Consider the following 18,817-nt stretch of genomic DNA (forward strand, 5'->3'; position numbering starts at 1 on the left):
TGTGCATCGGAAAGTCCTGTTTTATTGAGAGGTTATTTCACAGCCCCTTTTTTTAACTCTATTTTTCTTTATGAGGAAGGCGTCCCCGGAATAACCTTTTTTTCAGCTCTGAAAGGTGAAGGGGAATCAGGGGATAAATATAGCTCTTACCTGCGATTGTTTTATTAAATACAACGGCACATATGGACAAAATAAAGCCAATGATGAAGCCCCACACATTAAAAAGAGCGGTTAGAACTAAGAGCATCATACGGATAAACTTAAATGCGTAGCCCAGTTCGAAGCTTGACTGGGAATAATTTGCCACAGTTACAAAGGCCATATATAACATGGTCTCACTGTTAAACCACCCTGATTTTACGGAGTATTCCCCCATTACAATACCGGCGATCACACTTAAGGGAGTAGTCAGCATGCTGGGAGTATTGACGGCAGCCAGACGCAGTCCGTCAATCGCAAATTCCAGAATCATAAGCTGGAAAAAAAGCGGAACCTGAGGTTCTTCCGATAATCGGATAAAGCGCAGCCAGCTTGGAATCAGCTCTGGATTTTGCATAAACATCAGCCACAAGGGTGTTAAATACAAGGTGAAAATGGATATAATAAGCCTTGACAGCCTCAGATAAGTTCCAGTAACGGGAGGAAAGTAATAATCATCGGCTTCCTCAATGATGTCAAATACAGAGGAGGGAAGAATCATGGCGGATGGGGAATTATCCACCAGAATAATAATATTTCCTTCCAGCAGAGAGGCAGCTGCAGTATCCGGACGTTCCGAATATCTGAATTTTGGAAAAGGGTTGTACCATTTGTAAGGATAGATACATTCTGCCAGGCTTTCCTGGTTCATGGTCAGGGCATCCACATGGAGCTTATTAATCCGTTCTTTTATGATGGCAAGAAGTTTTTCATCCACCCGTCCCTTAAAATAGCATATGGCAATGTCTGTATGGGAACTTTCACCTGTATTCATGATTTCCATTGTTAATTTGGGATCGCGGATTCTTCTTCGAATCAAAGCGGTATTAAAAGTAAGGGTTTCAACAAATCCGTCTCTGGATCCCCGCAGAACCTTATCTTTTTCCGGCTCTGACACACTTCTTACAGGATAACTTCTGCAGTCCAGGGTAAAACATTTGTCATATCCGTCAATAAACAGGCAGGAGATTCCAGCCAGAAGCTGTTTAATCATTGCCTCCTCGTCTTTGATAAGCCCAACCTGACTGTATGGAAGATATTTTTTAGAAAATTCATGAGCGTCAGGAGGCAGGTCTTCTGGTTTAATGGAAGCAAAGTCCTCCATTAATTTTTGCCAGACCTCTCCTTTTGTAAAACCCTCAATAAAATAAATACACGCCTCTTTGCCGGCTACATAGAACGTTCGGTAAACCAGATCAAAGTTCCCCGCAACATCCAGCTTTTTATCTAAATAATTCATAGTATCAGAAAGTTTCGTCGTAAATTCCATGGTATAATCTCCTTGCATTGGTTATGGAAAGTATGTGCATTTTCATGAAAAATATGTTTTATTAATTCTGCATGGTGAGAAAGGACTTTTTTTATCTATTTTATTGGAAAATATGCAGTGGTATTTGGTCGAATCCTGTTGTTTTTTGGCAAAATACACTAAAAATATTGACTTATGAGCCAAAAGATGGTATTATCGTCCATGTGAGAAGCACAAGGGGTGCCTTGCGTGCGGTGTTTTGATGTGGGGATGTCAAAGCACAAAACTACATAGTGTGACGGTTTCAGATCGTGACGGAGGATTGCCTTCTGTGGGGGAAGGGCAGTCCTCTAATTTTTTTATATTTAGATTGATAGGCAGGAAAATCTTACATATAATATGAGATGTGATAAGGAGGAATACTATGTGGAAAGAACTAAGGAGAGATAAGCGGGTCCGTAATATCATGACAGCACTGGCAGTCATAGGATCAGCGATATTACAGACGTATGTGATTCAGGCTTTTATCAGGCCTGCTGGATTATTATCGGGAGGATTTACAGGTATTGCTATTTTAATAGACCGGATTACCTCTCTGTTTGGATTTAATATATCAACCTCTCTGGGTATGATTGTACTCAATATTCCAGTTGCATGGGCTTGCAGTAAGAGTATCAGCAGACGGTTTACTTTTTTTTCCCTGCTGCAGGTACTGTTGGCCAGTACATTTTTAAGAGTATTTCATTTTACGCCCATCTTTGATGACAGTATATTAAATGTAATCTATGGCGGGGTGCTTTATGGGTTTGCCATTGTACTGGCTCTTCGTGGGAACGCATCCACAGGCGGTACCGATTTCATTGCCCTTTATGTTTCCAATAAAACCGGCAATTCCATCTGGACCTCTGTGTTTGTGGGGAATGTAATTCTGCTTTGCATTTTTGGAGCAATATTTGGCTGGGATTATGCCGGATATTCCATTTTGTTTCAATTTGTGTCCACCAAGGTTATATCCACCTTCCATCACCGATATGAACGTGTGACACTTCAGATTACAACAGCCAAGGGGCCGGAGATGGCAGGCAAGTATGTGGAAGACTTCCGGCATGGAATATCCTGTGTGGATGCAGTGGGAGGTTATAGCAGAAAGAAGATGTATCTCCTTCATACAGTGGTTTCCTCTTATGAAGTAGAAGATATTATTGCGCTGTTGCATGAAGTCGATGATCATGTGATTGTGAATATGTTTAAGACTCAGCAGTTTTACGGAAGATTTTACCGTGCTCCCATGGAGTAAGTTTTCTGCAGCAGTTCTTTGAATAAGGTAGCGGGATTTTTATTGCACATAGTATGCAACGAAAGTCCCGCTATTTTTATGTGTATTGGTCTGGCACCTGTAAGATGCAGGAAAAGGCACTGTCCGTTTACTATCAGAAAAACAAGTAAATATTTGCACAGTCAGGGTGCAAATATTTATTCGAAATTGGATGGTCAGTCAGATATAATAAACTTAATTAACAGAAAGGAGGAATAAAGAAATGAAAAAATTAAGAGTTCTTTTAGTATGTGGCTCAGGAGCTTCCAGTGGGTTCATGGCAGCTAATATCAGGAAGGCTGCTAAAGAAAAGGGAATGGAAATGGAAGTACAGGCAAGAAGTGATTCTGAAATTGATAATTATATTGAAGACGTTGACTTAATTATGGTGGGACCACATCTTGAGTATGTTATGGATGATCTGGAGGAATATACTCAGGAATATCCAGTAAAAATTGCATTGATGAAACCGGATTATTATTCCAGATTAGACGGTACAAAAGCAATAGAACACATTTTATCACTATACGAATAAAATGAGCGGAGGAATGGATGATGGATAAGTTAATTAATTGGCTGGAGAGCAGCTTTGCACCTAAAATGAACAAAATAAGTCATAACAGCTGGGTTGTTATTTTAAAAGATTCCATTATGCAGACATTACCATTTATCTTACTTGGTTCTGTATTCTGCTGTTTAGCAATTTTAAATGATTATATCCCCGGGTTACCCAGTTTTTGGACTCCGTTTGGATGGACGATGAGTAAATTGTCACTCTTTGTATCCTTCTTGGTACCATTCAATTATTGTGAGAAAAAGAAACTGCGAAAACAAAGGCTGATAGCTGGTTTAACAGGTTTGATTTTCTTCCTGATCTGTGTGACTCCGGTAGTTGAAGCGGAAGGAACAGTGGGTTTTGGATCATCAGCACTTGGTGCGGGCGGCATGTTCGTAGCAATGATTACAGGTGTAATTACATCACTTATATTTGCATTATTTGCTAAATTCAGTTTCTTTAAGCAGGATTCGGCTATTCCGGATTTTGTAAGAACATGGTTCGATCAGATGTTACCGATTGCAATTATAGTCTGCTTTGGCTGGATCGTAGTGTTAACTAAAAATGTAAACCTGTATCAGATCATTGTAAATATTTTCATGCCTTTGCAAGGTTTCTTAAATACCTGGTATGGTTTTACTTTCATGTGTTTCATAAGCTGCTTTATTTATTCAATGGGTATTTCAACATGGGTATTAACACCAGTAGGACAACCCGTCAGGCTTGCCGGTATTACCGCTAACCTGGCAATGGTAGCAGCAGGAACAGCAACTGTTTCATCGATGAACATCTACACAGAAGGATTGGTTTATTGTACCTATATGTGGGTAGGCGGTGTGGGTTGTACATTGCCCCTTGTAATTATGCTGATTTGTGCAAAATCAAAAAGGTTAAGCGCATTAGGAAAGGCTTGTTTGCTGCCTGGTATTTTCAATATCAATGAGCCGGTTGTATTCGGTTGTATTGCATGGAATCCCCTTTTAATGCTTCCAATGTGGATCATAGGTCTTATCATTCCACTGTTAACATGGTTTTTCGTAAAAGTCCTTGCATTTGCACCTATTCCAAGAATTCAATTTGAATTATGGTATTGCCCATATCCAATTTCTACATGGATATCAACAGGCTCATTAAAGGCAATTATATTCCTCATTATTTCAGTTGCTGCAGCATCTTTAATCTGGTATCCATTTTTCCGGGCATACGATAAGCAGGAGACAGAAGCAGAAGCAAATAGCGTAGAATAATGAATGGAGACAAATAAAAACATGAACGAACAGATTTTAGAAAATGCCATGAAAATTATTATGAATGCCGGAGATGCAAGAGTCTGTAATAAAAAAGCATTAGATGCCCTGGCAGAATTCGATGTGGAAAAAGCAAAAGAACTCATGAAAGAAGCAAGTAAGTATATCACAGAAGCACATAAGGTACAGACGGATGCGATACAAGGCGAAACAAGAGGAGACAAGACGGAATACACCTTATTGTTTGCTCATGCTCAGGATACTCTCATGACCATCTATAGCGAAATTAATATAGCCAAGCAATTGATTAAAGTCATGGAGGCAGTTAATAAACGTCTGGATGCACTGGAAAATAAATAATTTTTAAAATAAATACAAAGAAAGGAGTTTGAAATGAAAAAGGTAGCGGACGTATTTCCCAAAGATTTTCTGTGGGGCGGTGCATTTGCGGCAAATCAAATGGAAGGCGCCTATTTGGAAGATGGAAAAGGATTATGTGTTGCAGACATTAATGAATTTAGAAATGATATTGATATACAGAAGAAGTACAACGAGGAGGTAACATCTGCCTATATTAAAGAAGCGCTGGAAAGTGAAACAAAAATTTTTCCAAAACGCAGGGGGATTGATTTTTACCATACCTATAAAGATGATTTGAAATTATTAGGAAAAGATGGCCTTGGGATGAAGACATATCGCACATCCATTAACTGGGCGAGAATTTTTCCAAATGGTGACGAAACACAACCAAATGAAGCAGGCCTTGAATTTTACGATGCTTTATTTGATGAAGTAATTAAAAACGGTATGGTTCCCATGGTAACAATGTCTCATTACGAAATGCCGCTGTACTTAACCCGGCATTACAAAGGCTGGTATTCAAAAGAAGTGATTGATTTCTTTACGAGATATGGGAAAGTAATCCTGGATCGATTTCATGAAAAAGTAAAATACTGGATCATTGTAAACCAAATCAATTTAATTCTTCACGAAAGCTTCAACCACCTTGGAGTACCGGAAGATGCAGTTGACCATGTTACAGAAGCCAAATATCAGGCAGTTATAAATGAGATGGTTTCCTGTGCTCAAATCACAAAATATTCTCATGAAAAATATCCTGATGTGCAGATTGGTATGATGCTTTGCGGCGGGCCTGCATATGCCGCGACGTGTAAACCAGAAGACGTATTAGCAGCCATGCGGCATAATCAAATGGAATATTTTTATGGTGATGTATTGTTAAGAGGTCATATCCCAGGATATGCAATCCGATATTTTGAAGATCTGAATCTCAATATTGAGCTGACACCGGATGAAGAAGAAGTATTAAAAAACACCTGCGACTTCTTTTCATTCTCCTATTATTATACAAGACTTTGCAGCAAAGAGAGTTTTGAAAATGGCAATGGCGTATACAGAAATCCGGAATTACCGGCAAATCCCTGGGGGTGGTCAATTGATCCCATTGGTCTTAGGACCCTGTTAAACGAATTCTATGATCGTTATCAAAAACCAATTTACATTACAGAAAATGGTATAGGACTATATGACGAGCTGGGAGAAGATGGGCAGATTCACGATTCCTACAGAACGCAATATTACAAAGCCCACATTGAGCAGATGAAGGAAGCAATTAGAGACGGCGTAGACTTAAGGGGGTATTACGCGTGGGGACCGCTTGATATTGTAAGCTGCTCCTCTTCGGAAATGAGCAAACGATATGGATTCATCTATGTTGATCTGGATGATTATGGGAAAGGCTCAGGTAAGAGAATAAGAAAAGATAGCTTTGAGTGGTATAAAAGAGTGATAGAATCTAATGGTGAGATCCTTTAATCCACAACAGCCTGCTGCTAAATTAAACACTTACAAAGGAATATGACAAAATGAAAGAGATAAGGTTATCATTAGTTTATGTGATTCTGGCAGCAAGTATGTGGGGAACCACTGGGGTGTCCATCAGAATTCTTTCACAGTTTCATTTTTCAACCGTACAGATAGTGGTTGCAAAATTGTTTATGGCAGACATTTTTTTAACTGGATTCCTGTTACTAACTGATAGAAAAAAGTTGGTAATTGAACGAAAAGATATCAAATGGTTTTTAGGAACAGGAATCTTAAGTATGTTGTTTTTTAATGTTTGCTATAGTATTACGGTTCAACAAACTTCCTTATCGATTGCAGCAGTACTTTTATATACTTCACCTGTTTTTGTAATGTTATTGTCGATTCCTATATTCAGAGAGAAGATAACACGATACAAGCTAATTGCAATTCTTTTATCGGTGACAGGCTGTGCACTTGTTTCCGGAATTTTTTCAAGTGATATCGGACAGATTACGAAGAAAGGACTTTGGTTTGGAGTATGTGCTGCAATCGGTTATGCATTCTATAGCATATTTGCAAGAATTCTATTGAAAAAGTATCACTCTTTAACGATAATCAGCTATACTTTTTTAATTGCAAGTGTGGGAGGTATCTTTATTGGAGATGTACCTGGGATTATAGAAATTTGCATAAAGACACCAATTGCAATAGGGGCGGTTATAGGATCTGCCTTGATTTGCAGTGTATTACCATATGTTTTATATACAAAGGCTTTAATTAATATGGAGGCAAGCAGAGCATCCGTCATCGCTTCGGTGGAGCCGGTTGTTGCCACTATGATAGGCATTTTTGTGTTTTCAGAAAAAATAACAGTATCTGCTGTTTTCGGTATTGCCTGTGTTCTGGTGGCTATTGGAATATTGAATGTGAAGCAAAATTAGTGGAAGAAAGGTAATAAGAATGAAGGACAATTGCAAGAGACTTATTAAAATTATGCTGTCAAATGAAGAATGGATCAATGCCGGTTATTTGGCCAATGTAATGGGAGTCTCTGAACGAAGTATAAAAAATTACATTTCAGAAATTAATAGCTTTGAGAAGGATTTGATTCTTTCTTCCAGGAAAGGGTATCAGATTGATTTGAAAAGAGGAAAGGCTTTTATTCAGAGTAAGGGGAGAAATATTCCACAAAATGCCCACGAACGGGTCAATTATATTATAATCCGCATTTTATCAAATGATACAGATCAGGGGAGTAAAACGGATTTATATAGTATTGCAGATGAAATTTATGTTAGTTTTGAAACCATAAAAAAGGATATGTACAAAGTACGTAAGAAATTTATGGAGCATGATTTATACTTAACAGCCACAAACTCGTTTGTGGCTGTAGAAGGAAATGAGTTAGATAAAAGAAAAGCACTAAGCAGTATTCTTTATGAAGAATTCACGGATCATGTTATGAGTATCGATGTTATTAAAAATATATATCCGTTGTATGATCTGGAATTACTGCAGAAAATTATTGAAACAAAATGTGAGGAATACCATTATTTCATTAATGAATACGCTCTGATTAATTTAATTCTGGATATCGTTATCGGGATAGACCGTATGAAAAAGGAAAAGACCTTTGAAAAAGAAAAAAAGGATGATAAGCGTATTGGTATTCGTGAACAGGAGCTTGCCAGAAATATAGCTACAGAAATTGAGCATCATTTTGGCGTTACTTACAGTATCACAGAATTTGAAGAATTAACTATAATCTTATTAAGCCATTTGATGAAAATGGATTTTAATGCAATAAACAAAGAAAATTTGGAACTTATGGTTGGAAGTGAATGTGTAAATATTGTGAAACAGTTAAGCGATATATTGAAAAATACTTATTTTGTAGATATAGACAACGTGGATTTCATTATTAAATTTACATTGCATATTAAAAATATGTTAGTCAGATTACGAAATGGGTATCGAATAAAAAATCCTTTAGTAAATCATATAAAAAATACATGTCCATTGATTTTTGAATGTGCCGTAGAAGTTTCCAATAAAATTCATGAGCTGACAAATTTTGATTTATCAGAGGATGAGATCGGGTATATTGCTTTACACATAGGCGGTAATCTGGAAACTCAGAAATCCAAAAGAAAAGTAATCAGCTGTGTTATCCTGTATCCCCAATATTATGATTTTTCCAATAAAATGATGGAAGAGATAAAAAATCATTATCAGGAACAACTGGAAATAAAGACAGTGATTACATCATTAAATGAAATAAAGAATCTGGACAAGACAGATTTAATTATTTCTACCATTCCAATAACGGAACTGATACGGATGGAAGCGGTAATTGTTACCCCTTTTTTAAATGAAAAAGATTACAGAAATATTAGCGGTGTTATTGAGAAAATAATTTTAAGAAAAAAGAAGGCCAGATTAAAGCAACATTTGATGCAGATCTCAAATCCATTGTTTTTCTATAAGAATAAGGAATTTGAGGGAAAAGAAGATGCAATTTCTTTTATGGTCGATATTATGCAAAAAGAGGGATATGTAAATGCAAATTTTGCACAAGAGATTTTTGAGCGGGAAAAACAGTCTTCTACCGCATTCGAGCATATTGCTGTTCCCCATTCTATGTACATGAATGCAAATAAAACTGGAATGTTTGTGTTATTAAATGAAAAAAAGCCGATTAACTGGAATGATAATTTAGTCAGTATTGTGATGATGTTTGCTATCAGCAGAGAGGAAAGAGCAATCTTTCATGATGTATACGATAATTTAATAGTCTTGCTGATTGATAAACCGAATGCGGTGAAAGTATTAGAAAGCGCTGGTTATATAGATTTTATAGAATCAGTAATCAGCTGTTTCAGTTAGAAAGGAAATAGAGATGAAGAAATTTGAATATATAATAACAGAACCAGCTGGAATTCATGCGATACCGGCAGGTTTGCTGGTTAAGGAAGTCTCTGTTTATAAAAGTTCGATTGCAATAGAAAGAAATGGTAAGATAGCTGATGGAAAAAGACTTATGCCAATCATGGCGCTTGGGGTAAGGTGCGGGGAAAGAGTGACTTTTATTATCGAAGGAACGGATGAAGATGAGACTGCGATAAAATTAGAATCATTTTGCAGAAAAAATTTATAAGGTATTCAATTAAAATAGACGTATTTTCCAGGAGGTGCAACAATCATGCCCATGGCTGTCAGGAAGATACGTCTATTTTTCTATTGCAGATATTATGATTTACAGCAGAACGGTCTTTTTTCTCTTCAGCCGGCTGAAACAGTGAAAATAGATAAGGAACAAAATAGATGTAACGGTCCATGTCAGAGGATAACAAAATACTACAGTCTCAATAGCCGGATGAATTGGCACTGCAGTACAAATCCACACGATCCTGAGAACACAGACACCCAGGCTGGTAAGGATCATCGGAATCCAGCAGTCGCCGGTTCCCCGCAGAGCTCCGGAGTAAATTTCCACACAGACGTAAGTAAAAAAGGTGGGAACCAGATACCGGAGAATCTGTGTGCCCTTGTCAATGACTGCTGCGTCAGTTGTAAACAGGAGGAATACCAGACTTCCGAATGAGTAAAGCAGGAAGCTTAATGCTATCGCTGAAAGAAAGCACATAAAAAGGCAGACTCGTATCCCCTTGTATACCCTGTCTAATTTCTTTGCACCGTAATTCTGTCCCACAAATGTGGTTATGGAGATTCCAAAGGCACTGATCATCATCCAGAACAGAGTGTCTATCTTGCCATATGCAGTCCAGGCAGCCACTGTATCAGTTCCTAGTGCATTGACGCTTGACTGAATAATAATATTTGACGAAGTGTACATGACAGATTGCAGCCCTGCCGGAAATCCGATCCGGATAATCCGCATCAGTATGTCCTTATGAAACGTTAAAGAAGAAAGCATCAGCTGGTATGGCTGTCTGGTACGCATTAATACGATCAGAACCAGTACGGCACTAAGAAGCTGGGACAGTATGGTTGCAACGGCTGCCCCCATGACGCCCATATTCCAGAAAACCACGAAGATAATATCTAAAACGATATTGGTAAAACAGCTGGCAATCAGAAAATAAAGGGGGCGCTTAGAATCTCCCACGGCTCTTAAAATCCCCGCTCCCATATTGTAAATAAGATTTGGAATCACCCCAAGAAAATAGATGCGCATATACAAAACACCGTAGGGAAGAATGTCCGCCGGAGTATCCATGGCTTCCAGGGCAAATGGAGCAAGAACGATTCCAATGATCATAATAAAAAAGCCGCAGACAGCAGAAAAAGCCATGGCTGTATGCACCGCCTGGCTCAACTGCTTTTTCTGACCAGCCCCAAAAAACTGGGATATAATTACGCCTGCGCCGGAGGAAAGCCCAATAAAAAAACCGATAAAAAGGTTAATTAAGGTTCCAGTAGGGCCTCCAACGGCAGCCAGTGCTTCCTTCCCCACGAACCGGCCAACAATGACTGCATCGGCCGTATTATAAAGCTGCTGAAAAAATGTTCCGAATAAAATTGGAAAGAAAAACAGAAGAAGCTGCTTCCATATCACTCCCTCTGTAATCTGATTCGACGTTCCTTCGTCATTATTTCTTGTATTCTTTTTCATAAAATTTCCTCGTTTAAGTAATTATGTAGTCATTTTTCATTATACCGTCTGGAAATAAAAAACACAATCCCCTGTCTCAGTCGGTTTTTTCAGCTTTGGTAAGTGCCTGATCCACCGCTTTTATCAGCACGCTGGAGGTGTAGCGGGACTCGGACGGATAGGAAATGTTTTTGGTTGACTGATTCTTTAAAATCTGCGGAGATAAATTATCCATGGCGGGCTGCATCAATGGATACATGGTGGTAACCGCCTCGCTTAAAGGAACCAGTGTAACGGAAGTGATTTTTTTTGAATCAACTGTGACCTCAACATTGATATCCTGGCTATTCAGCGTAATGGCAGAGGAATATACACCCGGTACATAGGCCACAGCATCGCCGGAAGTGGGAACAGTATCCTTTTTCGGGCGGAACATGACTAGAAACAGGGTAATGAGGAGGATTCCAAGGCCAACGAAGATCGCAGTATAGATGATCTCTTTCATTCGTAAAACAACAATTTTTGTTTTTGAGCTCATAAGACAGAAGCCCTCCGTATAGTTTTGTTATAATGTATGAACGGATTGGGGGATTTCATTCCTAAGATTTCATTGTTGTAACAGGAAATCTGTGCTAAGATAATAGACAAACGTGTGTTTTGGGAAAGGAAGAAAAAGTATGTCCCTTCAATTTATTCTGGGTGGATCCGGTTCCGGCAAAACCCGCCGTCTTTACACGGAATTGATCCGTCAGTCGGTGAATGAACCGGATACCCAGTATTTTGCCATCGTGCCGGAGCAGTTTACCATGCAGACCCAGAAGGAGATCGTCTCCCTGCACCCAAGCTTTGGAGTGATGAATATTGATATTGTCAGCTTTAAACGTCTTGCCTACCGCATCTTTGAGGAACTGGCAGTTGTTAATCCCCAGGTCCTTGATGATATGGGGAAATCCATGGTGCTTAGAAAGGTGGCAGCAGACAAGAAAAAAAGTCTTGTATTTTATAAAGAGCATTTGTCGAAAGCAGGGTTTATTTCCCAGTTAAAGTCCATGCTTTCTGAGCTTTACCAGTATGGAATTACTCCCGATATGCTAAAGGAGAAGATCCCGGAAAACTTAAGCCCTGTGCTGGCTCAGAAACTGTCGGATATTACTGTCGTTTATGAGGGATTTAAAGATTATATTGAAGGTAAGTTTATTACTTCAGAAGAGATATTAGACGTGCTCTGTAACGTCCTTCCAAAGTCTGAACTGATCAAAAACAGTGTGATCACCTTAGATGGATATACGGGATTCACCCCTGTCCAGTATCGGATTCTGGAACTGTTTTTCCGTTATAGTAAGAAAGTAATGATTACAGTGACCATGGATCCGGCAGTGAACATGAGCAGGAAGACCGGGGTTCAGGAGCTGTTTTACATGAGCCGCCAGATGATTAAAAAACTAAATGATCTTGCCATGGAGACAGGGATAAGCCGGGAAAAGGATATCCTTCTTACGGATCATCCAGCGATCCGTTTTTCAGCAGACGGAAATAACGCCCCCTGTTGTCTGGATTTTCTGGAACAGAATCTCTATCGCTATACAGGAAGGTCGTTCAAAGGACAGCCGGAATCCATAAATTTGTATCAGACGCGCAATCCTTCGGAAGAGATTGCATTTGTAATACGTTCCATGGAAGAAAACATCAGAAGAAACGGGCTTCGATACAGGGATATGGCGGTTATAACCGGAAGCTTATCCAGCTATGCGAACGAGATGATTCATCAGTTTCAGTTAAACCATGTGCCATTTTTTCTGGATGATAAAAAGAGTATATTAAAAAATCCCATGGTGGAACTGATTCGTGCCGCCATCGAGATTGTTCAAAAGGATTTCTCCTATGAATCCGTGTTTCGCTACATAAGAACCGGGCTTGTTATTTCACAGGATCAGATGGATCAGGCGGACAGGCTGGAAAATTACGTCATAGCCATGGGAATCAGGGGATTTAAAAAATGGAATGCTGAGTTTGAGGGCTGGTATAAGGGAGCCAGAGAGCTGAATCTTCTGGAATTAAATCAGTTTAAGGCGGAAGTATTGGAACCTCTTAATCATCTGCGTGAAGAATTTAAAAGAGAAGATTCTACAGTAAAAACCATGACTGCAGCAGTGACTGCACTTTTAATGGAGACAGGCATTGAAGAAAAAATGCTTGGTTTTGAGAAAAAGTTTCAGGATATGGGAGAATTCGCCCTTGCCAAGGAATACGGTCAGGTTTATGGGCTGGTAATGGATTTATTTGACCGCCTCGCCGGACTGTTAGGAGACGAACATGTTAGCAGGAGAGAATATGGGGAAATTTTAGATGCCGGTTTTGCTGAGATTAAAGTTGGCGTAATTCCAGCTGCAGTGGACCGGGTTGTTGTGGGAGATATTACAAGAACCCGTCTGGATCATATTAAAGTTCTTTATTTTGTAGGAGTCAACGATGGGCTGGTTCCGGTAAAAAAAGAGAAGGGCAGCTTATTTACAGACAGGGAGAGAGAATTTTTATCGGATCATGAAATAGAACTGGCTCCCACCTCCATGGAAGAAGGGTTCCGGCAGAGATTTTATCTGTATCTGGCACTGACAAAGCCGGAGAAAGAGCTGGTGTTATCCTATGCAGCCATGGACGGAAGCGGGAAGAGCATGCGCCCTTCTACCTTAATCGGAGAATGTAAGAAGCTGTTTCCAGGATTAAAGGAACAGGCTCCGGGGGAGGCGGGGGTTCCTTTAAATTATCGTGAGGCAAAGAGCCAGCTGGCAGCTGGTATGAGGGAGTGTGGAAAGAACGGAGGGGACTTAAGGCTTCTGGAACTGTTAAAAGCGTTTCTTTCCTCGCCGGATCATAAGGAGGAAGCCAGACAGCTGGTGGAGGCGGCTTTTTATGTATATCAGCAAAAAGGCATTGGAAAAGCGGCTGCCAAGGCTCTTTACGGCTCCGTTATTAATGGAAGTGTGACCAGAATGGAGCAGTATGCTTCCTGCGCATATGCCCATTTCTTAAGTTACGGTCTGGAGCTGATGGAACGTCAGGAATATGAGCTGGCTGCCATGGATATCGGTAATCTCTTTCATGATTCCATTGATTTGTGGTTTGCGCGGATGAAGGAAGAAGGCAGGGATTTTAAAACACTGACAGAAGAGGAACGAAAGACCATGGTACACGAATGTGTAACCAGAGTGACAGAGGAATATGGCAACACGGTTTTAAAAAGTTCTGCAAGAAATGCGTACCTTGCAGGCAAGGTGGAGCGGATCACAGACAGAACGGTATGGGCGCTGTCCGAGCAGCTGAAAAAAGGGGATTTTACTCCTGTTGGATTTGAAGTATCCTTTTCTGCAGACGATCATTTAAAAGCGATGAGACTGCCATTGTCAGAGGATGAGGCCGTTCACTTAAGGGGACGGATTGACCGTATGGACTTATGCGAGGATGAAGAGGCAGTTTATGTAAAGATTATTGACTACAAATCGGGAAGCACAGCATTTGATTTAACTTCCCTTTATTATGGACTTCAGCTTCAGCTTGTGGTCTATATGGATGCAGCGCTGGAGATGGAAGAAAGGAAACGGCCGGATAAGCAGGTGATCCCTGCCGGAATCTTTTATTACAATATCAACGATCCGGTTGTGGATAAAGACGGTGAGATGACGCAGGAAGAAATATCAGGCAGAATTTTAAAGCAGCTTCGTATGAATGGTCTGGTTAACACCGATCTAAATGCAATTGCTCACCTGGATCATGAGATTGAATCAGAATCCGACGTAATTCCGGTTGCCATGAAGAATGGAATGATTCAGGAGGCGCGGTCTTCGGTAGCCGGAGGAAACCGTTTTTCAGCCCTGAGGCAGTACGTTCAGGAAACACTGAAGACGGAAGGACGGGAGATTTTAGAGGGGGTCATCGATGTAAATCCCTATAAACAGGGGAATAAAACAGCTTGCGATTACTGCCCCTACCACGCAGTCTGCGGGTTTGATTTAAAGACACAGGGATACGGTTTCAGGAAATTCAAGGCTTTAAAATCCGAGGAAATATGGCCGGTTATTGAAGGAGAAGCAGAGGAAGGAGAAGAACATGGCAATCACCTGGACAGAGGAACAGAAAGCAGTCATTGAAAGCAGAAATAGAAATCTTCTGGTATCGGCAGCGGCCGGCAGCGGTAAAACAGCTGTTCTGGTGGAACGCATTATCCGTATGATTACGGAGGGAGAGAATCCCCTTAAAATCGATCAGCTTCTTGTTATGACATTTACAAAGGCAGCAGCCGATGAGATGCGGGAGCGTGTCTTAAAGGCGGTGGATGAAAAACTGATGGAGCAGCCGGATAACGAGCACCTTCAGATGCAGGCAGCCATGATTCCCTATGCACAGATCACCACCATAGACAGTTTCTGCCTGGGTATCATCAGAGAGCATTACAGCCGGTTAGACATTGACCCGGCTTTTCGTGTGGGAGATGAAGGAGAGCTGATTCTTCTCCGGGGAGATGTAATGAAGGAGATGCTGGAGGAATTTTACGAAGCAAAGGATCCTTCCTTTGAATGCTTTGTAGAGACCTATGCTTCCGGTAAGACAGACCGGGGAATTGAAGATTTTATCATGCAGGTATACCGTTTTTCCCAAAGTAATCCCTGGCCGGAGGAGTGGCTTAATAACTGCAGACAGGAGCTTACAGCCTGTGATATGAAACACATGAAGGATACCGCCTGGATGAGGTTTCTGATGGAGGACGCTGCCCTGCTGCTTGAGGAGCTGTTAATCCAGACAGAGGCAGCCATGGAGATCTGCCAGGAGGAGAATGGTCCGGAAGCATATCTTCCCATGCTGGCAAGTGATGCTGCGATGTTAAGATCTCTTGGGGAAGCAGAGGAATACGAGTGCTTAAACAGCCGGCTGAAAGAGGTATCCTTTGTAAGACTTGCCTCTATAAGAAGCAAGGACATCGATCAGGAAAAAAAGGCCGCTGTCACTGCAGTCAGGGACAGAGTGAAAAAGGGCATTGGAAAGCTCTGTGATCTGTACTGTTTTGAATCTCCCGAAGAAGTGGGAGCCGATATGGAAGGGACTAAAGAAGCTGTTTTCATGCTTCTTCACCTGGCAGAAGAATATTCCCGCAGATATCAGGAGAAAAAGAAAGAACGCAACCTGGTGGACTTTAATGATCTGGAACATTATGCCCTGGAGATTCTTTTAAAGGAAGAAGACGGAATCAGGGTTCCCACAGAAGCCGCTGACGAATTCAGCCGACAGTTTGAGGAAATCCTGGTGGATGAATATCAGGACAGCAATGAGGTACAGGAAGCGCTGATCAACAGTATTTCAAGAGAACGGTTTGGCAGTCCCAATGTTTTCATGGTAGGAGACGTGAAGCAGAGTATCTACCAGTTCCGTCTGGCAAGGCCACAGCTGTTCTTAGACAAGTATCAGAGGTACTCCAGTGTGGAAGGAAGCTATCAGAAGATTGAGCTTCATCAGAATTTCCGAAGCAGAGAGTCAGTACTCACCAGCATTAATGAGGTATTTTATCAGATTATGACAAAAAATCTGGGAAATATCCGTTATACAAAGGAGACGGCACTTCACCCTGGAGCTGTATTTCAGGAATCAGAAGGCCGTGCAGGAGAGAAGACGGAGCTGCTTCTGATTCATGGTTCTTCCGAACAGTTAAAACAGCTTGACGAAGATAGTGCTGATTATACTGGCAGGGAGGCAGAAGCAAAGGTGATTGCTTCGAAAATCAGGGAACTGACAGATCCGGATCGGGGACTTCTTGTCTTTGATAAAAATCTGAATCAGACAGGAGGATACCGGATCTGCCAATACTCTGATATTGTTATCTTATTAAGAAGCTTAAGCGGCTGGGCAGAGGAATTTGTCAATATTTTGATGAATGAGGGGATTCCTGCCCATGCAGAGCGTAAAACAGGATATTTTTCCGCTTCAGAAGTGGAGACAGTCCTTTCCATGCTGAATATTATTGATAATCCCATGCAGGATATTCCCCTGGCTGCAGTTTTTAAATCTCCCATTGCAGGAATTGCCGACCAGGAGATGGCCCATCTGCTGGCTGTATGGAAAAATGCTGCAAAGAAGGGGCAGGATCGGGGAATTTACGGAGCGTGGCAGCACTATTTAAAGGAGTATGAAGAGAGAGAAGATGAAAGTGCTCCTGAGCTTTATGAGAAGTTGGTAAGATTCACCCGGGAGATTTCTCAGTACAGGGAAAAAGCTGCCTATCTATCCATTCATGAGCTGCTTTATGACATATATGAAGAAACTGGGTATTTTGACTACGTTTCCGCCATGCCTGGAGGAGAGGTGCGAAGGGCCAACCTTGCCATGCTGGTGGAAAAGGCAGCTTCCTATGAACAGACCAGTTACAGGGGGCTGTTCCATTTTATCCGGTATATTGAAAATCTAAAAAAATATGATACGGATTTTGGCGAAGCCTCTCTTCTGGGAGAAGAGAATACGGTTCGTGTTATGAGTATTCACAAAAGCAAGGGTCTGGAGTTCCCCGTTGTGTTTCTGGCCGGAATGGGGAAAAAGTTTAACAAACAGGATGCTTACGGAAAACTTCTCATCGATCCTGATCTGGGAATTGGTACCGATTACATGGATCTGGAAAGGCGAATCAAGGCACCAACCTTAAAGAAGCATGTCTTAAAGAGAAAAACGGAACTAAGCGCCCTTGGAGAAGAACTTCGAGTCCTTTACGTTGCCATGACAAGAGCCAAGGAGAAGCTTATCATGACCGGGTTAGACCGGTATCTGGATAAAAAGTTTGAGCGTTATGCAACCGTAATGAGAGCCCAGGGCCAGATTCCCTTTTCCTTCCTATCCGGGGCGGATTCTTATTTGGACTGGCTGTTAATGAGCCTGTCTGGTAAATATTCTCCCACAGGTATATTGTCTGAAGACGGCCAGGATACAGGAAATTTAATTATGAAGGAGCTGACAGTTTCCGGTCTTGTTATGGGGGAAATGAACCGGCAGGTAAGCAAGAAACTGACGAAAGAAAGTTTCCTGAGGCTGGATACAAAAATAAGCTACGACCAGGATTTTGAAACAGGCTTAAAGGATGCACTTTCCTACTATTATCCATATGAAGAGGACATAAGACTCCACACCAAGCTCACTGTTTCTGAACTGAAAAAGCAGGGGCAGTTCTTAGACGAAGAAGAAAGCGATTTCCTTCCCACAATTCCTGTTTTTTTAAGAGAGGAAATAGAAGAAGAAAAGACGGGAGGCGTCCGCCGGGGTACAGCCTATCACCGTGCTCTGGAACTTCTGGATTTTTCAAAGGTAAAGTCGGCACAGGACTTAACCCAGGCACTGGAGAATCTAAAAAGCGATGGCCGGCTAAGTGAAGAAAGCTTTGCTTTGCTATCCATTTCCCAGCTCCTGGCATTTATAAAATCGCCCTTAGGAAAGCGTCTGGCAGCAGCCCAGGAGAAAGGTCTGTTAAAGCGGGAGCAGCAGTTTGTGATCGGGATACCGGCAAGGGAGATGGATGTGGCTGATTCCGATGAACGTATCCTGATACAGGGAATCATTGACGCTTATGTGGAAGAAGAGGGGCAGCTGGTTTTAGTGGATTACAAAACAGACTTTTTGAAAGAAGGGCAGGAATCCGTTCTTTCTGACCGTTATGGAATCCAGATGGAATATTACAGGCGGGCTCTGGAGCAGATTACAGGCAAAAAGGTGAAGGAGAGGATTATCTATTCCTTTGCGCTGAAGAAAGAAGTAGTCATAAACTGACCACAAAATGAGTAGA

General features: G+C 41.1%; 13 protein-coding genes. 10 read left to right on the plus strand and 3 right to left on the minus strand.

Features of this window, described 5'->3' with window-relative positions:
• Nucleotides 1-58: 58 nt before the first annotated feature.
• The gene (locus tag ABS301_RS14160) at nt 59-1,468 is read right to left on the minus strand and encodes a spore germination protein (RefSeq protein ID WP_349672830.1); all 1,410 of its coding nucleotides are present in this window, start codon (nt 1,466-1,468) and stop codon (nt 59-61) included.
• Nucleotides 1,469-1,871: 403 nt separating this feature from the next.
• Between ABS301_RS14160 and ABS301_RS14165 the strand changes: the two genes are divergently transcribed.
• The 8 genes from ABS301_RS14165 to ABS301_RS14200 all read left to right on the plus strand — a co-directional run bounded on the left by ABS301_RS14165 (nt 1,872) and on the right by ABS301_RS14200 (nt 9,549).
• On the plus strand, nt 1,872-2,744 hold the full coding sequence (locus tag ABS301_RS14165) for a YitT family protein (RefSeq protein WP_349672831.1): 873 nt from the start codon (nt 1,872-1,874) through the stop codon (nt 2,742-2,744).
• A gap of 241 nt (nt 2,745-2,985) precedes the next feature.
• On the plus strand, nt 2,986-3,297 hold the full coding sequence (locus tag ABS301_RS14170; RefSeq protein WP_349672832.1) for a PTS sugar transporter subunit IIB: 312 nt from the start codon (nt 2,986-2,988) through the stop codon (nt 3,295-3,297).
• A 17-nt stretch (nt 3,298-3,314) separates the two neighbouring features.
• Nucleotides 3,315-4,565 (plus strand): PTS sugar transporter subunit IIC, encoded by a 1,251-nt coding sequence (locus ABS301_RS14175; RefSeq protein ID WP_349672833.1) that lies wholly within the window; start codon nt 3,315-3,317, stop codon nt 4,563-4,565.
• Nucleotides 4,566-4,586: 21 nt separating this feature from the next.
• Nucleotides 4,587-4,925 carry a PTS lactose/cellobiose transporter subunit IIA gene (locus ABS301_RS14180; RefSeq protein WP_349672834.1) on the plus strand — a complete coding sequence of 113 codons (339 nt, stop codon included), beginning with the start codon at nt 4,587-4,589 and terminating at the stop codon, nt 4,923-4,925.
• Nucleotides 4,926-4,958: 33 nt separating this feature from the next.
• Nucleotides 4,959-6,401 carry a glycoside hydrolase family 1 protein gene (locus ABS301_RS14185; RefSeq protein WP_349672835.1) on the plus strand — a complete coding sequence of 481 codons (1,443 nt, stop codon included), beginning with the start codon at nt 4,959-4,961 and terminating at the stop codon, nt 6,399-6,401.
• 50 nt (nt 6,402-6,451) lie between these two features.
• On the plus strand, nt 6,452-7,333 hold the full coding sequence (locus ABS301_RS14190; RefSeq protein WP_349672836.1) for a DMT family transporter: 882 nt from the start codon (nt 6,452-6,454) through the stop codon (nt 7,331-7,333).
• Between the two features lie 19 nt (nt 7,334-7,352).
• Entirely contained in the window at nt 7,353-9,278 is a 1,926-nt protein-coding gene (locus ABS301_RS14195) for a BglG family transcription antiterminator (protein WP_349672837.1), read from the plus strand.
• 13 nt (nt 9,279-9,291) lie between these two features.
• A complete protein-coding gene (locus ABS301_RS14200; RefSeq protein WP_349672838.1) occupies nt 9,292-9,549 on the plus strand; it encodes an HPr family phosphocarrier protein in 258 nt (85 codons plus the stop codon).
• A gap of 99 nt (nt 9,550-9,648) precedes the next feature.
• On the opposite strand, the gene ABS301_RS14205 is transcribed toward ABS301_RS14200, so the two are convergent.
• On the minus strand, nt 9,649-11,028 hold the full coding sequence (locus tag ABS301_RS14205; RefSeq protein WP_349672839.1) for an MATE family efflux transporter: 1,380 nt from the start codon (nt 11,026-11,028) through the stop codon (nt 9,649-9,651).
• A 76-nt stretch (nt 11,029-11,104) separates the two neighbouring features.
• The gene (locus ABS301_RS14210; protein WP_349672840.1) at nt 11,105-11,545 is read right to left on the minus strand and encodes an FMN-binding protein; all 441 of its coding nucleotides are present in this window, start codon (nt 11,543-11,545) and stop codon (nt 11,105-11,107) included.
• Nucleotides 11,546-11,684: 139 nt separating this feature from the next.
• On the opposite strand from ABS301_RS14210, the gene addB reads away from it, so the two are divergent.
• Both addB and addA read left to right on the plus strand, forming a co-directional pair.
• Complete coding sequence (addB, locus tag ABS301_RS14215; RefSeq protein ID WP_349672841.1) at nt 11,685-15,152, plus strand: helicase-exonuclease AddAB subunit AddB; 3,468 nt, start codon at nt 11,685-11,687, stop codon at nt 15,150-15,152.
• Nucleotides 15,112-18,801, plus strand: a complete 3,690-nt coding sequence (gene addA, locus ABS301_RS14220; RefSeq protein WP_349672842.1) for a helicase-exonuclease AddAB subunit AddA — start codon at nt 15,112-15,114, stop codon at nt 18,799-18,801. The genes addB and addA overlap by 41 nt, the downstream gene beginning before the upstream one ends.
• Nucleotides 18,802-18,817: the final 16 nt, after the last annotated feature.

This window comes from Lacrimispora sp., assembly GCF_031982545.1.
Classification (GTDB): Bacteria; Bacillota; Clostridia; order Lachnospirales; family Lachnospiraceae; genus Lacrimispora.

Coding starts and splice junctions, on each gene's coding strand:
- ABS301_RS14175 (WP_349672833.1), top strand. CDS start 3,315: ATGATGGATAAGTTAATTAATTGGCTGGAGAGCAGCTTTGCACCTAAA.
- ABS301_RS14185 (WP_349672835.1), top strand. CDS start 4,959: ATGAAAAAGGTAGCGGACGTATTTCCCAAAGATTTTCTGTGGGGCGGT.
- ABS301_RS14200 (WP_349672838.1), top strand. CDS start 9,292: ATGAAGAAATTTGAATATATAATAACAGAACCAGCTGGAATTCATGCG.
- ABS301_RS14205 (WP_349672839.1), bottom strand. CDS start 11,028: ATGAAAAAGAATACAAGAAATAATGACGAAGGAACGTCGAATCAGATT.
- ABS301_RS14195 (WP_349672837.1), top strand. CDS start 7,353: ATGAAGGACAATTGCAAGAGACTTATTAAAATTATGCTGTCAAATGAA.
- ABS301_RS14180 (WP_349672834.1), top strand. CDS start 4,587: ATGAACGAACAGATTTTAGAAAATGCCATGAAAATTATTATGAATGCC.
- ABS301_RS14210 (WP_349672840.1), bottom strand. CDS start 11,545: ATGAGCTCAAAAACAAAAATTGTTGTTTTACGAATGAAAGAGATCATC.
- addB (WP_349672841.1), top strand. CDS start 11,685: ATGTCCCTTCAATTTATTCTGGGTGGATCCGGTTCCGGCAAAACCCGC.
- ABS301_RS14160 (WP_349672830.1), bottom strand. CDS start 1,468: ATGGAATTTACGACGAAACTTTCTGATACTATGAATTATTTAGATAAA.
- ABS301_RS14190 (WP_349672836.1), top strand. CDS start 6,452: ATGAAAGAGATAAGGTTATCATTAGTTTATGTGATTCTGGCAGCAAGT.
- ABS301_RS14165 (WP_349672831.1), top strand. CDS start 1,872: ATGTGGAAAGAACTAAGGAGAGATAAGCGGGTCCGTAATATCATGACA.
- ABS301_RS14170 (WP_349672832.1), top strand. CDS start 2,986: ATGAAAAAATTAAGAGTTCTTTTAGTATGTGGCTCAGGAGCTTCCAGT.
- addA (WP_349672842.1), top strand. CDS start 15,112: ATGGCAATCACCTGGACAGAGGAACAGAAAGCAGTCATTGAAAGCAGA.